Annotated in this window: 12 protein-coding genes and 1 tRNA gene; all 13 read right to left on the reverse strand. The window is 72.5% G+C overall.

What is annotated here, in order from left to right; genetic code table 11:
* Positions 1-54: 54 nt before the first annotated feature.
* The 13 genes from ACR9ZG_RS14075 to ACR9ZG_RS14135 all read right to left on the reverse strand — a co-directional run bounded on the left by ACR9ZG_RS14075 (position 55) and on the right by ACR9ZG_RS14135 (position 13,778).
* Positions 55-435, reverse strand: coding sequence for an SHOCT domain-containing protein (locus ACR9ZG_RS14075; RefSeq protein ID WP_481285472.1), 381 nt, complete (start codon positions 433-435; stop codon positions 55-57).
* A gap of 76 nt (positions 436-511) precedes the next feature.
* Positions 512-1,174 (reverse strand): response regulator, encoded by a 663-nt coding sequence (locus tag ACR9ZG_RS14080; protein ID WP_481285473.1) that lies wholly within the window; start codon positions 1,172-1,174, stop codon positions 512-514.
* Complete coding sequence (locus ACR9ZG_RS14085; RefSeq protein ID WP_481285474.1) at positions 1,171-2,370, reverse strand: sensor histidine kinase; 1,200 nt, start codon at positions 2,368-2,370, stop codon at positions 1,171-1,173. Before ACR9ZG_RS14085 ends, ACR9ZG_RS14080 begins: the two co-directional genes overlap by 4 nt.
* A 109-nt stretch (positions 2,371-2,479) precedes the next feature.
* Positions 2,480-2,677, reverse strand: a complete 198-nt coding sequence (locus ACR9ZG_RS14090; protein WP_481285475.1) for a hypothetical protein — start codon at positions 2,675-2,677, stop codon at positions 2,480-2,482.
* Positions 2,678-2,799: 122 nt separating this feature from the next.
* A tRNA-Asn gene (locus ACR9ZG_RS14095) sits at positions 2,800-2,872 on the reverse strand.
* A gap of 77 nt (positions 2,873-2,949) precedes the next feature.
* The gene (locus ACR9ZG_RS14100; RefSeq protein ID WP_481285476.1) at positions 2,950-3,969 is read right to left on the reverse strand and encodes a D-isomer specific 2-hydroxyacid dehydrogenase family protein; all 1,020 of its coding nucleotides are present in this window, start codon (positions 3,967-3,969) and stop codon (positions 2,950-2,952) included.
* A gap of 35 nt (positions 3,970-4,004) precedes the next feature.
* Entirely contained in the window at positions 4,005-4,850 is an 846-nt protein-coding gene (locus ACR9ZG_RS14105) for an ATP-binding cassette domain-containing protein (RefSeq protein ID WP_481285477.1), read from the reverse strand.
* A gap of 9 nt (positions 4,851-4,859) precedes the next feature.
* Positions 4,860-6,548: a dipeptide ABC transporter ATP-binding protein gene (locus ACR9ZG_RS14110; protein ID WP_481285478.1), complete on the reverse strand. Its 1,689-nt coding sequence runs from the start codon at positions 6,546-6,548 to the stop codon at positions 4,860-4,862.
* Positions 6,545-7,597 (reverse strand): ABC transporter permease, encoded by a 1,053-nt coding sequence (locus ACR9ZG_RS14115; RefSeq protein WP_481285479.1) that lies wholly within the window; start codon positions 7,595-7,597, stop codon positions 6,545-6,547. The genes ACR9ZG_RS14110 and ACR9ZG_RS14115 overlap by 4 nt, the downstream gene beginning before the upstream one ends.
* Position 7,598: 1 nt before the next feature.
* Positions 7,599-8,696: an ABC transporter permease gene (locus ACR9ZG_RS14120; protein WP_481285480.1), complete on the reverse strand. Its 1,098-nt coding sequence runs from the start codon at positions 8,694-8,696 to the stop codon at positions 7,599-7,601.
* A gap of 82 nt (positions 8,697-8,778) precedes the next feature.
* A complete protein-coding gene (locus tag ACR9ZG_RS14125) occupies positions 8,779-10,410 on the reverse strand; it encodes an ABC transporter substrate-binding protein (protein ID WP_481285481.1) in 1,632 nt (543 codons plus the stop codon).
* Between the two features lie 199 nt (positions 10,411-10,609).
* The gene (gene dnaG, locus ACR9ZG_RS14130; RefSeq protein WP_481285482.1) at positions 10,610-12,508 is read right to left on the reverse strand and encodes a DNA primase; all 1,899 of its coding nucleotides are present in this window, start codon (positions 12,506-12,508) and stop codon (positions 10,610-10,612) included.
* Between the two features lie 28 nt (positions 12,509-12,536).
* Positions 12,537-13,778: a DUF4282 domain-containing protein gene (locus ACR9ZG_RS14135; protein WP_481285483.1), complete on the reverse strand. Its 1,242-nt coding sequence runs from the start codon at positions 13,776-13,778 to the stop codon at positions 12,537-12,539.
* Positions 13,779-14,011: the final 233 nt, after the last annotated feature.

Here is a 14,011-nt window from a genome sequence, read left to right on the forward strand (position 1 = left end):
AGATGTGTATAAGAGACAGATCCTATCCGGGCCGCGCCGCCCCGCCGACGGGGGCTAGGCGCCGTCGCCGCGATTGGCGCGCAGCACCTCGAGCCGGGCGCGGTACTCCTGCTCGGTGATGTCGCCGTTGGCGTAGCGCTGGGCGAGCGTCTGCTCGGCCGAGCGGGTGGCGGCGGCCGGGCCGTATCCGTAGGGCCCGTAGCCGGCCCGGGCGGCCCGGCGCCAGCGGCGTCCGGCGAACGCGAAGATCAGCGCGAACAGGGCGATCCAGAAGATCGGGATGAGGAACCACCAGAAGCCGAACGGCGGCCCGGCCCAGGCGACGCAGGGTGCGGCGGCCGTGACGGCGGTGCCGACGGCGGTGGTGGTGGCGGTGAGCAGTGCGAGCATGATGGGCTTCCCCTCGGTGAGGTGTCCGCGACGGTCGCGGACCATGCCCTCACTCTCGCGTCGGCGGCGGGCGGGCGAATCCGCCCGGCGGAGTGACCTGCCTACTCCCCCGGGAGGCGGTTCAGGCGTCGCCCGGCCGCACCAGCCCGGTCTCGTACGCGATGACGACCAGCTGGACCCGGTCGCGGGCGCCGAGCTTCGCGATGATCCGCGAGACGTGGGTCTTGGCGGTCAGCGGGCTGAGGTAGAGCCGCTCGCCGATCTCGGTGTTCGTGAGGCCGCGGCCGACCAGGGCCAGCACCTCCCGCTCCCGTTCGGTCAGCTCGGCGAGCACCGTGTCGTCGGGGGCAGGGCGGAGGCCGCCGGCGACCCGCTCGATCAGCCGCCGCGTGACGCCAGGCGAGAGCAGCGCCTCCCCCGCCGCGACGACCCGGACCGCGCGGATGAGCTCGACCGGCTCGGTGTCCTTCACGAGGAAGCCGCTCGCGCCCGCGACGATGGCCTGAGCGACGTACTCGTCGAGCTCGAACGTCGTCACGATGACGACGCGCGTGCCGGCGAGCCGCGCATCGGCGACGATCTCGCCGGTGGCCCAGAGCCCGTCGCCGTCCGGCATCCGGATGTCCATGAGCACGACGTCCGGGCGGAAGCGCCGCACGAGGTCGACCGCGTCCCGTCCGGTCGCGGCCTCGCCGACGATCTCGACGTCGGGCTCCGACTCCAGCAGGGCGCGGAAGCCGGCGCGGACGAGGTGCTGGTCGTCGGCCAGCAGCACGCGGATCACGCCGCGGCCTCACGGGCCGGGATGCGCGCCTCCACCACCAGGCCGCCGCCGTCGGCCGGGCGGGTCTCGAAGCGTCCGCCGAGCAGCTCGGCGCGCTCGCGCATCCCGAGCAGGCCGCGCCCGCCGGTGGGGCCGTCCTCCGGCAGCCCGCGACCGTCGTCGGCGACCGTCAGCACGTACTCCCCCGCGCTCTCGGCGAGGTGGATGTCGACCCGCGTCGCCTGCGCGTGCCTGCCCGCGTTCGTGAGCGACTCCTGCACGATGCGGTACAGCGCGAGCTGCGCCGCGGCAGTCGGCGTGCCCGCGATGTCGTTGCGGTAGCCGACGTCGAGGCCGGCGCGCCGATAGGTGTCGACGAGGACCGGGATGCGGGCGAGGTCGGGCTCCGGCGCCCGCGCGGCGTAGCCGTCCTCGCCGGTCGGCCCCGCGCGCAGGAACCCGAGGACCCCGCGCACCTCTTCGAGCGCTTGGCCGCTGGTGGTCCTGATCGCCTCCAGGCTCTCGCGGGCCTTGTCCGGGCGGGTGTCGAAGAGGTGGAGGCCGACCCCGGCCTGCACGCTGATCTGCGACAGCGAGTGGGCGAGAACGTCGTGCAGCTCGCGCGCGATGCGCAGCCGCTCGGCCTCGGCGGCGGCCTCGCGCCGGGCGGCGAGCTGCCGCGAGAGGTCGCGATACCGCTCGGCGCGGTTGCGGACCGCCTCGCCCACGCCGACGAGGAGCAGGAGCACCAGCGCCACGATCAGCGGCCGGATGATGGCGAGGACGCTGTTGCTGACGAGGAGCGCGAGGGTCGGCGCGACGACGGCGAAGCCGGCGAGCGTCCACCACGCCCAGGCGCGCGCGCCGCGGGCGGTGGCGCCGACGACCGCGATGGCCAGCGGCGCCGCGGCGAACGGCGGCCCGGCCGACAGGGCGATGGCCGGCGCGCAGAGCACGGCGACCGCGACGAGCACGGCTCCCGGCCGCTCCCGGCCGAAGGCCAGCAGGCCCGAGGAGAGGAACGCGATCACCACGGCGGCCAGCGGCACGGCCTCGTACCGGGCGGCGGCGGCGATGAGCAGCCCCGGCACCTGGATGAGCGCGGCGAGCACCACCGGGAACCAGCGCGAGCCGCGCGGCCGGTCGCCCTCCATCCGGTCGATCCAGGGCGGCACGCGCGTGGAACCCGTGCGGGCGGCGCGCGGGTTCCAGGGCATCTCCCCATGCTAATGAGGCGGCCGGGGGCCTGGCTGCGCCCGGGGGCTCCTCCCGGCTACTCCCCCGGGAGTACGCGGCGGGCGCTCGGCGGGCTCGCAGCCGGGCGGATCACGGATTGTGCTCGGCGTCGAAGTCGCCGTCGGCGTCGTACCCGCCCGGGTACGGGCTCGCGCCGAAGGTGGGGCCGCCGAGGGCGGTCAGCCCTGCCTCGCGCTCCCGCGCCCGGCGGATCTGGTCGGCGTCGTTCTCGTAGGCGGTCTCGTCGTCGTCCGGATTCTCGTGCTTGTGTCGGCCATCCCTGCTCATGCGCGCATGGTACGTCCGTCCGGGGTGCCGTGACGACAGCGGGATCGCGGCCCGGCGTATGCCCCTCCGGGAATGCGGCAACGAGAAGGGCCCGGTCTCTGATGAGAACCGGGCCCTGTACGCTCCCCGACTTGGACTCGAACCAAGAACCTGCCGGTTAACAGCCGGCTGCTCTGCCAATTGAGCTATCGAGGAATGCTTGATCAGCGAAGCCACTCTAGCAACATTTCCGGCGCGGGTGAAAATCGGCGGAGCATCCCGCGCGCGTCGGGTCAGTAGCCCGCGCTCGGGTCCACGATCCCGACGAACCGGCCGTCCTCGAGGAAGGCGTGGACGTTGAGCCGGATGCGCTCCGCGAGCAGCGGCGCGGTCATCTCGGGGGTGTCGGCCTGGTGCGGCGTGATGAGGCAGTTCGGCTCGTCCCACAGCGCGTGCCCGTCCGGCAACGGCTCGGGGTCGGTGACGTCGAGGGCGGCGCCCGCGATCGTCCCGGCGCGCAGCGCCTCCAGCAGCGCGTCGCTGTCGACCAGGCCGCCGCGGGCGATGTTGACGAGGTACGCGGTCGGCTTCATCGCCGCCAGCCGTGCGGCGTCGAAGAGGTGCCGGGTGCCGCCGGTGAGCGCGGCCGCGACCACGACGACGTCGGCGGTCGGGAGCACCTCCGACAGCCGGTCGGCGGTGACCGTGCGCTCGGCGCCGGGCACCGGGTCGGCCGAGCGCCGCACGATCGTGATGCGCGCGCCGAAGGGCTCGAGCAGCCGCATCAGCTCCAGGGCGATCCCGCCGGCCCCGACGATGACGACGTCGAGCCCGTAGAGCGAGCGGCCCTCCTGCTCGGTGGCCCAGCTGCGGGCGCGGACCCGCTTGGGAAGCACGCGCAGCAGCGCCAGCGTCAGGGCGAGGGCATGTTCGGCGACCGGCTGCGCGTAGGCGCCCTTGGCGCTGGTCCAGACCAGGCCTGGCCGGTCCTCCTCGGCCAGGATGTCCGCGAAGGCGTCGACCCCCGCGTACGGCAGCTGCACCCAGCCGATGCCGGGGTGCTCGCGCAGGATCTGCGGGAATTCCTTCGCCTCGCGATACGAGAGCCAGACCACGCCGCGCGTGCGGTCCGAGAGCGGCTCGACGGTGCCGCCCGCGGCCTCCACGGCCTCCACGAACCGGTCCTCGGCCGTCGGCAGCACCGCGATGGGGCCGGGCTCCGGCCGGCGGTCGGCGGGGAGCGGTTCGGCCTCCACCGCCAGGACGGCCCGGTGCTGGGCGGTGTTCCGGGTGCTGCTGCTCTCGTTCGTCATCGTCCTCTTTCGGTCGTGGGAGGTCGTGCGCCGGGTCAGCTGTCCCGCTGCGGCCGGCGCTCGGTGCGGCGCGCCGGCGGCTGCAGGGCCTTGGCCAGCCCGGCGACGTAGGGATGGGTCGGGTCGGCGAGCACGTCGGCGATCGGGCCGAAGCCCACCGGCCGGCCGCCCTGCAGCACGATCGCCTTGTCCGTCGCGCGCCGCAGCACGGCCAGGTCGTGGCTGACGATCACGGCCGAGAACCCCTCGTGCCGGCGCAGCTGCGCGAGCAGGTCGATCACCGCGTCGCGCACGGTCGCGTCGATCCCGGCGGTCGGCTCGTCGGCGACCAGGATGCTCGGCCCGAGCACGAGCGCCCGGGCGAGGGCGACGCGCTGACGCTGCCCGGCGCTCAGCTCGTACGGGTACTTGTCGAGCACGCTGAGCGGCAGATGCACGGTGTCGATCATCGTCGCGGCGCGCTCCCCCGCCGCGCGGCGCGGGTAGTGCTCGTCGCGCTCGAAGATCGGCAGCGCGACGTTGTCCTTGACCGACAGCGTCGGCTCCAGTGTCGCGGCCGCCTCCTGGGGCAGATAGCCGACGCCGAAGGTGACCTCGGCCAGGTCGCGCTTGCGCGCCTTGCGCAGCGAGTGCCCGAGCACGGTCGCGTCGCCGCCGCTGATCCGCGGCCCCGGCAGCGAGGAGCGCAGCGGTAGACCCCGACCGGCGAGCACCCCGGCGAGGGTCGACTTGCCAGAGCCCGTCTCGCCGAGGACCCCGATGATCTCGCCGGCCTCCAGCCGGAAGCTCACCCCGCGCAGGGCGACGCACGACGGGCTGACGCCCCGCGCGGGGTATTCGACGGAGAGGTCGCTGACGACGATGGCGGGCTCGGAGGTCACCCTCCGACCCTAAGCGGTCGGACCCGTGAGGGCCCGCAACGCCTCCCGCCGGTCGGCCTGCTGGACCGGGTCCGGCACGGGGAGGGAGGCGAGCAGCCGCTGCGTGTACGCCTCGCGCGGGTTGCCGAGCACCTCCTCGCCGGTGCCCTCCTCGACCAGACGGCCGCGGTGCAGCACCGCGATCCGGTCGGCGAGGATGTCGACGACGGCGAGGTCGTGGCTGATGAACAACGACGCGAAGCCGAACTCGCGCTGCAGGTCGGCGAACAGCTCCAGCACGCGCGCCTGCACCGACACGTCGAGCGCCGAGGTGGGCTCGTCGGCGATGAGCAGCTTCGGCTCGAGCGCGAGCGCTCTGGCGAGGCTCGCGCGCTGCCGCTGGCCGCCGGAGAGCTCGTGCGGGAACCGGTCGCCGTACGCGCGGGGCAGCTGCACGGCCTCCAGCAGTTCGTCGACCCGGTTCCTCGCCGCCTCGGCGGAGGAGGCGCGGCCGTGCACGACGAGCGGCTCGGCCACGGCGTCCGCGATCGTCAGCAGCGGGTTGAAGCTCGACGCCGGGTCCTGGAAGACGAACCCGATGTCGGTGCGGACCTTGCGGAACTGCCGCTCGCGCACGCCGTTCATCTCGACCCCGAGCACGCTCAGCGAGCCGCCCGTGACCTTGTTGAGCCCGGCGATGGCGCGGCCGATCGTGGTCTTGCCCGAACCGGACTCGCCGACGAGGCCCAGCACCTCCCCCGGCCGGATGGCGAAGCTCACGCCGTCGACCGCCACGAACCCGGGCCGGCCGAGGCGGCCGGGGTACTGGATGCGCAGGTCGCGCGCCTCCACGACCGGCGCCTCGATGGGGCGCTCGGCGCGGGCGATGGCGCGCTCGCGGGTGGCGATCGTGCCCTGGCCCACCGACGGCACGGAGGCGAGCAGCGCGCGCGTGTACTCGGCCTTCGGCGCGGCGAACAGCGTACGGACGTCCGCCTCCTCGACCAGCTTGCCCTGGTACATCACGGCGACGCGGTCGGCGAGGTCGGCGACGACGCCCATGTTGTGCGTGATGAGCACGATCGCGGCGCCGAACTCGTCGCGGCAGCGGCGCAGCAGGTCGAGGATCTCGGCCTGCACCGTCACGTCGAGCGCGGTCGTCGGCTCGTCGGCGACGATCAGGCCGGGGTTGAGCACGAGCGCCATGGCGATCACGATGCGCTGCTTCTGGCCGCCGGAGAACTGGTGCGGGTAGTGCTTGACGCGCTTCTCCGGCTCCGGGATGCCGACCCGGCGGAGGATGTCCACCGCCTTCTCCTGCGCGGCCTTCTTCGACAGCTTCTCGTGGGCGCGGAGGCCCTCGGCGATCTGCCAGCCGACCGGGTAGACCGGGTTCAGCGCCGTGGACGGCTCCTGGAACACCATCGCGACGTCGGTGCCGCGCACCTCGCGCAGCCGGCGCTTGCTCAGCGAGACGATGTCGGCCTCGCTCGACCCGTCCTTGCTGCGCAGCACGACAGCGCCGGAGGCCGTGGCCGTCTCCGGCAGCAGGCCCAGGATGGTCTTCGCCGTGACCGTCTTGCCGGAGCCGGACTCGCCGACGATGGCGAGCACCTCGCCCGGCGAGACCCGCAGGCTCACGTCGTCGACGGCCTTCACCGCGCCGGCGTCCGACGCGAAGGTCACCGACAGATTGTCGATCTGGACGACGTCGCTCATGGACGCACCTCGATTCCGTGCTCGTCGAAGGACTCGCCGCCCTCCAGTCCGTCGACACCGCCGGGGCCCGCCGCGAGCGGGCCGCCGGGGACGACGGACGTCTCGGCGACCTGCCCGGAGGCAACCGCCGCGCGGCGGCGCGTCCGCAGGCGCGGGTCGGCGAGGTCGTTGAGGCTCTCGCCGACGAGGGTGATGCCGAGCACCACGAGCACGATGGCGAGACCCGGGTAGACCGAGGTCCACCAGATGCCGCTCGTGACGTCGTCGATCGCCTTGTTGAGGTCGTACCCCCACTCGGCGGCCGCCGTCGGCTCGATGCCGAAGCCGAGGAAGCCGAGGCCGGCGAGCGTGAGGATCGCCTCCGACGAGTTCAGGGTGAAGATCAGCGGCAGCGTGCGCGTGGCGTTGCGGAACACGTGCCGGAAGATGATCCGGCCGCTGCTCGCGCCGACCACCTTCGCCGCCTCCACGTACGCCTCGGCCTTGATCCGGACGGTCTCCGCGCGGATCACGCGGAAGTACTGCGGGATGTACACGACCGTGATCGATCCTGCCGCCGCGAGGATGCCGCCCCACAGGCTCGACTGGCCGCCGCTGATCGCGATCGCGAGGACGATGGCGAGCAGCAGGGAGGGGAAGGCGTAGATCGCGTCGCAGATCACGACGAGGACGCGGTCGAGCCAGCCGCCGAAGTAGCCGGAGATGAGACCGAGCAGCACGCCGATGAAGATCGAGAGCACGACCGCGACGATGATCACGAGGATCGCGGTCTGGGTGCCCCAGATCACGCGCGAGAACACGTCGTAGCCGCCGGAGGTCGTGCCCCAGATGTGCTCGGCGCTCGGCGGCTGCTGCGAGCCGAAGGCCTGGCCGTCGACGCGCAGCTGGGCGAAACCGTACGGCGCGATGAGCGGGGCGAGGATCGCCAGCAGGATGAACACCACGGTGATCACGAGGCCGGCGACGAGCATCCCGCGCTGGAGGCCGACGCTCTGCCGGAGCTGGTGGACGACCGGGAGCCGGTCCCAGAGACTGCGCTTGCGGGCCATCTCAGTACCTCACCCTCGGGTCGATGAGCGCCGCGATCACGTCGACGATGAAGTTGGTGAGCGTCACGATGACCGCGAGCAGCACCACCATGCCCTGCACGGCGATGAAGTCGCGCGCCTGCAGGTACTGCACGAGCTGGAAGCCGAGGCCCTTCCACTCGAACGTCTTCTCGGTCAGCACGGCGCCGCCGAGCAGCAGCGCGATCTGGAGGCCGATGACCGTGATGATCGGGATGAGCGCCGGGCGGTACGCGTGCTTGCGGAGCAGTCGCGACTCGCTCACGCCGCGCGAGCGGGCGGCGTCCACGTAGTCCGTGCTGAGGGTGCCGATCACGTTGGTGCGGACGAGTCGCAGGAACACGCCGGCGGTCAGCAGGCCCAGCGCGATGGCGGGCAGGATGGCGTGCGAGAGGACGTCGGCGACGACCTCAGGATCGCCGGTCTGGAAGGCGTCGATGAGATAGATGCCGGTCTTGTTCTCCAGCGTCTGCATCGCGATCTCGGAGCTCGTGGAGGCGCGCCCGGCCACCGGGAGCCAGCCGAGCCAGATCGAGAAGACGAGCTTCAGCAGCAGGCCGGCGAAGAAGACGGGGGTGGCGTAGCAGAGGATCGCGAACACCCGGAGGGTCGCATCCTGCGCCTTGTCCCGGAAGTAGGCGGCGACGAGTCCCAGCGGGATGCCGACGATGAAGGCGACGACGAGGGCGTAGAACGCCAGCTCGAGGGTTGCGGCGCCGTAGGTGAGGAGCACCTCCGTCACCGGCCGGTTGTCCGTGAAGGTCGTGCCGAAGTCGCCGCGCACGAGGGCGCCCAGGTACTCGATGTACTGGACGATCAGGGGGCGGTCGTAGCCGGCCTCGTGGATGCGGGCCTCGAGCTGCGCGGGCGGCAGCTTGCCGCCGAGTGCGGCCGTGATGGGGTCGCCCGTCGACCGCATCAGGAAGAAGACGACGGTGACGAGGATGAAGATCGTGGGGATGATCAGAAGCGCGCGGATCAGCAGGTAGCGGCCGAGGCCGCCCCCTGACCGCCGCTTCGTCTTCGTTCGTTCCGCGCCGGGGGCGGTGCCCGGGGCCGGGGAACTGACGGTCGTGGTCATGGAGTCCGATCGTGGATGGTTCGTGGAGAGGGGGGGCTCGCGCGACGGCGAGCCTCCCCCGGTGCGCCGGTGAACCGGCTGGTTACTTCGAGAGCGCCGCGTAGCGGAACTTGAACGACGGGTCGAGCGTCTTGTCGGCGCCGGACACGCCCTTCGCGACGACCGCGACCTGCGAGCCCTGCAGCAGCGGCAGGGTGCTGAGGTCGGCGCCCACCTTGGCCTGGATCTCCTCGATCAGCTTGGTGCGCTCGGTCTTGTCGGTCGTGCCGAGCTGCTGCTCGATCAGCGACTGGACCTCGGGGTTGTCGTAGTGGTTCGCCAGGAAGTTCTCCTTGATGAAGAACGGGGACAGGTAGTTGTCGGCGTCGGAGTAGTCCGGGAACCAGCCGAGCTGGTAGGCCGGGTACACGTCGCTGGTGCGGTCCTTGGAGTACTGGACCCACTCGGTCGACTGCAGGTTGACCTTGAACAGGCCGCCCTCCTCCAGCTGCTCCTTGACCAGCGCGTACTCGTCACCGGAGGACGGGCCGTAGTGGTCGGGGTTGTACTGGAGGTTCAGCGAGACCGGGGTGGTGACGCCGGCCTTCTGCAGGGTCTCCTTCGCCTTGTCGAGGCTCGGGCCGCCGTTGCCGTCGCCGTAGAGGTCCTTCAGCACCGTGGTGGCGCCGGTCAGGCCCTCGGGGACGAACGAGTACAGCGGGCTGTAGGTGTCCTTGTAGACCTGCTTGGCGATCGTCGCGCGGTCGACGAGGTCGGCCGCCGCCTGGCGCACGGCCAGGGCCTTGGCCGCGTCGGCCTCGGGCGTCGAGGCGCCGAAGGGCTGGGTGTTGAAGTTGAACACGATGTAGCGGATCTCGCCGCCAGGGCCCTTCACGACCTCGACGTTCTTGTCGCCCTCGAGGCTGTCGATGTCGGTCGCCGAGAGGCTGCGGTACGCCACGTCGATCGCGGTCTTCTGGATGTCGAGCTTGAGGTTCGACGACTGCGCGTAGTACTTGACGTTGACCTTCTCGGTCGCCGGCTTGCCGAGCAGGCCCTTGTAGTCCGGGTTCGCCTTGTACGCGATCAGGTTGTTGAAGTCGTAGCTCGTGATGTCGTACTGGCCGGCGAAGGCGTGGCCCTTGACGATGTCGTTGTCCGGGGTGACCTTGTCGGCCGAGAAGACATCCTCGTCGACGATGGGGCCGGCGGGGCTCGACAGCACCTGCGCGAAGGTCTGGTCGTTCGGGATCTTGAGCTTGAACACGACGGTGGTGTCGTCCGGGGTCTCGACGCTGTCGAGGTTCGCCAGCAGCGACGCCGGGCCGTTCGGGTCGTTGATCTTCTTCTGCCGGTCGAAGGTGAACTTCACGTCGGAGGAGGTGAGGTCGTTGCCGTTGGCGAACTTCAGACCGGACTTGAGCTTGACCGTGTACTCGGTCGGCGAGGTGAACTCGGCGCTCTCGGCGATGTCCGGCTTCACGTCCGGGCTGCCGTACGGGGAGTTCAGGAGGAACGGGTAGACCTGGTTCATCACGGCGAAGGAGCCGTTGTCGTACGAGCCGGCGGGGTCGATCGACGTGATCTTGTCGGTCGTGCCGATAGTGAGCGTGCCACCGCCGCCGCCACCGGAGCCGCTGTTGCTCCCGGAGCAGCCGGCGAGCACCAGCGCCGTGGCCGCGAAAGCGGCGGAGACGGCGAGCAGGCGCCGACCGCCGTTGTGTGCGGATCTCATATCCGTGTACCTCTTCCTGGTGTGGGGGTCACCGAGACGGGCGGGGCGCACGGGTGCCCCGTCGCCGACTCGCGTGAGTCAGTCCTAACACGAAATGCGCCCGGAAGCCGCATCTGCGACCGAAACGAGTCCCGATCTTTACACCGGCGCAACAAATCGCCGCGCGACCGCGGGCCGGCCGCAGCCTACCGGACGCAGGCTACTCGCCGCGCAGGCGCATCCGCTCCCGGTCGATGGAGGCCATGGCGAGCTGGAGGGAGCGGCGCAGCTCGGCCTCCTGCTGGTCGGTGCGCGCGAACCGGGCGGTCAGCTCGGCCTTCTCGCGCAGCAGGTCGCGATCGATGACGCCGTCGACGATCCCCCGCGCGTAGCGGCCGACGTCGTCGCCGGCCTGCGGCAGCGCCGCCACGGCGAGGGCGTTGACGGTCGGCGCGTAGGCCACCGGCACCTCGGCGAGGATGCGGTCCACCCATCCCGGCTGCTCCAGCGTCGTCAGCTGGCTGGCGATGGCGTCGCGGACGACGGCGTGCGTCGGGTTCACGAACGGCACCTGCACGACGCGGGCGGCGCGCTCGGCGCCGACCTCGGCGGGCACCTGCAGCAGCACCATGAGGCACTCGCGCTCGGTGCGCTGGGTGGGGTCGGACGGGTCGGCGAAGGCCGCGAGCGGCGCGGACTCGGCGCCGCCGGCGGGCGCCTGGTCGTCGGGGGTCCGGCCGCGGTCGCGGGAGTCGCGGGCGTCGCGCGAGCCGTCGCGGGAGCCGTCGCGGCCGCCCGAGCGCTGGGCGGTCCTGACGGCGCGGATCGTGTCCTGGAGGTCGGCCCCGGACAGCCGGGCGAGCTCGCGCGTGTAGCCGTTCAGCGAGGCGGGGTCGCGGATCGTCGCGATGATCGGCGCGCCAGCGCGCAGGGCGCCGGTGCGGCCCTCCACCGTGTCGAGGTCGAAGCGCTCGACCACCTGGCGGATCATGAACTCGAACATCGGCTTACGGCCGTCGATCATGCGGCGCACGGCGTCGTCGCCCTGCGCCAGCCGCAGGTCGCACGGGTCGAGCCCGTCGGGACCGACCGCGACGTAGGTCTGGGCCGAGAAGCGCTGCTCCTCGCCGAACGCCCTGGCCGCGGCCTTCTGCCCGGCGGCGTCGGGGTCGAAGGTGAAGATCACGGATCCCTGGCTGTTGTCGTCGCCCATCACCCGGCGGATCACCTTGATGTGGTCCACGCCGAAGGACGTGCCGCAGGTCGCGACCGCGGTGGTCACGCCCGCGAGGTGGCACGCCATGACGTCGGTGTACCCCTCCACCACGACCACCTGGTCGCTGCGGGAGATGTCCCGCTTGGCGAGGTCGAGTCCGTAGAGCACCTGCGCCTTCTTGTAGACGGGTGTCTCGGGGGTGTTGAGGTACTTGGGGCCCTTGTCGTCGTCGAGCAGCCGGCGGGCCCCGAAGCCGATGGTCTGGCCCGTCACGTCGCGGATCGGCCAGATGAGCCGGCCGCGGAACCGGTCGTAGACGCCGCGGTCGCCCTGGGACACGAGCCCGGCCGCGAGGAGCTCCTCCTGCGTGAAGCCCTTGGTCTTCAGGTGCTTGGTGAGCTCGTCCCAGCTCTTGGGGGCGTACCCCACACCGAACATGGCGGCGGCGTGCGAATCGAAGCCGCGCTCGCCCAGGAACCGGCGGCCGGGCTCCGCGTCGGGGGCGACGAGCCGCTCGCGGAAGAACGTCTCGGCCGCCGCGTTGGCCGCGAGCAGGCGGGCGCGGTTGCCGGAGGACTCGCCGGGGCCTCCCCCGCCCTCCTCGTAGTGGAGCTGGTAGCCGATGCGCGCGGCGAGCCGCTCGACCGCATCGGTGAACGACACGTGGTCGAGCTTGAGGAGGAACTCGTAGACGTCGCCGCCCTCGCCGCAGCCGAAGCAGTGGTACCGCCCGACGCCGGGCCGCACGTAGAAGCTGGGGCTCTTCTCGTCGTGGAACGGGCAGAGGCCCTTCAGCGCGCCGACGCCGCCGGTCTTGAGGCTGACGTAGTCGCCGACGATGTCGGCGATGTTGGTGCGGGCCTTGACCTCTTCGATGTCGCTCTGTCGAATCCGGCCGGCCATGCTCCGAGTCTATCGAGCCGCACCGACGTCACTCGCGTGGAGGCTGCCTCCGCCGGGTGTTCTGGGCGATCTCGATGATGGCGCAGAACACTTCGATGCCGACCCGCAGCAGCAGCACCGCGAGGATCGCGCCGACGAGCGTGATCAGCACCCCGAGCAGGAACACGAACGCGCCGGCCGGCGAGTGCGTCGCGATGGCGATCGCCAGGCTGTTCGAGAACCCGACGACGATCGCGAGACCGATCAGCACGAGCCCGACGACGTACACCGGCCCGGCGAGCTTGCGCGTCACGTAGCTGGTGAACGTGAAGTCGAACAGCGACGAGAAGAACCGCGAGTCGTCGAGACGGTCGGCGAGGTCGTTCACGGAGCGGGGGTAGTTGCCGTGGGGCGTGGAGGTGGTGGGGGCTGCGGCTGCTGCTGTCGACGCTGCGGCTGCCGGGGCTGCGGCTGCCGGGGCTGCGCCGGTGGAGGCTGGGCCGGCTGAGGTGGTCTCCGCGGGCGCGCCCTCGCTGGGCGCGGCGTCGCTGGTCGCTGCCCCGCTCGCTGCTGCCTGGCCGGCTGCGGTCCCGGTCGCTGCGGCCTCGCCGGCTGCGGCCTCGCCGGGCGCGGGTGCGGCGGCGACGGTCGCGGCCGTGCCGGATTCGGCGGCGGTGCTCGCTGCGGAGGCGGCGGCATCCTGTTCGGCGGTCGATGGCTGCGCGGGCAGCACCTCGGTCGGAGCGGTCCCGGCGGCGTCGGCCGTCGCGGCTCCCGCTCGCGCGGCGCCCGGCTCCTCGGCCGGCGCGTGGCTCCGGCGGTGCGCCGCCGCGGTGAGGATGGAGGCGAAACGGTTGCGAGCACTCACCCCGCCGGCGCCGGTCTTCGCGGCGTCGGGCTGCTCGCCCGCCGGGAGGGGCGTCGTCGCGGCATCGTCCAGCGGAAGCGGGACGGTGACACCCGCGTCGGCGGCCGCCTCGTCGCTCGGCTCCACGGTCGGAGCCGCCGTCTCCTGGCCGGTCGCGGGCGCGTTCGTGCTGTCGGCAGCCCGCGTGGTGTCGGCAGCCCCCGTGGTGTCGGCAGCGGCCGGGGTCGCCTGGGCGGATTCTGCAGGAATCGGCTCTGCCGCGACCGGCTCCGGGGACACCGGCTCGGCCGGCGAAGCCGACGTGTCTGGCGCAGCCGCGGCGGCCGCCGCGGCCGCGTCTCCCGCGAGCGGGGTGCGGGCGGAGAGCGTGGCGTCCATGATGTCCGGGGCCTCCCCGATCGGCGAGAGCGGTGCGGGCTTCACGGTCGTCCGCTTGCGGGTGGTCTTCGACGCAGCGGACGCGCCGGAGCCGGCGGCCTTCGAGCCGGACGATGCCGGCTTCGAGCCGGACGACGCAGGCTTCGAACCGGCCGCGGCCGTCGCCGCCGGGTTAGGGGCGGGGGGGGTGCGCGCCCGCGGCCCCGGGGCCCGGGGGGGGGGCCCCGGGGCGGGGCCCCCCCGGTCCGCCCCCGGCCGCGGCGCCGGCCCCCCCCCCC

The organism is Leifsonia sp. KNZ12-8B (assembly GCF_056755495.1).

Excerpts from the sequence above, each read along its gene's own strand:
- ACR9ZG_RS14120 (WP_481285480.1), bottom strand. The coding sequence starts at position 8,696 with ATGACCACGACCGTCAGTTCCCCGGCCCCGGGCACCGCCCCCGGCGCG.
- ACR9ZG_RS14075 (WP_481285472.1), bottom strand. The coding sequence starts at position 435 with ATGGTCCGCGACCGTCGCGGACACCTCACCGAGGGGAAGCCCATCATG.
- ACR9ZG_RS14115 (WP_481285479.1), bottom strand. The coding sequence starts at position 7,597 with ATGGCCCGCAAGCGCAGTCTCTGGGACCGGCTCCCGGTCGTCCACCAG.
- ACR9ZG_RS14110 (WP_481285478.1), bottom strand. The coding sequence starts at position 6,548 with ATGAGCGACGTCGTCCAGATCGACAATCTGTCGGTGACCTTCGCGTCG.
- ACR9ZG_RS14085 (WP_481285474.1), bottom strand. The coding sequence starts at position 2,370 with ATGCCCTGGAACCCGCGCGCCGCCCGCACGGGTTCCACGCGCGTGCCG.
- ACR9ZG_RS14090 (WP_481285475.1), bottom strand. The coding sequence starts at position 2,677 with ATGAGCAGGGATGGCCGACACAAGCACGAGAATCCGGACGACGACGAG.
- ACR9ZG_RS14125 (WP_481285481.1), bottom strand. The coding sequence starts at position 10,410 with ATGAGATCCGCACACAACGGCGGTCGGCGCCTGCTCGCCGTCTCCGCC.
- ACR9ZG_RS14100 (WP_481285476.1), bottom strand. The coding sequence starts at position 3,969 with ATGACGAACGAGAGCAGCAGCACCCGGAACACCGCCCAGCACCGGGCC.
- dnaG (WP_481285482.1), bottom strand. The coding sequence starts at position 12,508 with ATGGCCGGCCGGATTCGACAGAGCGACATCGAAGAGGTCAAGGCCCGC.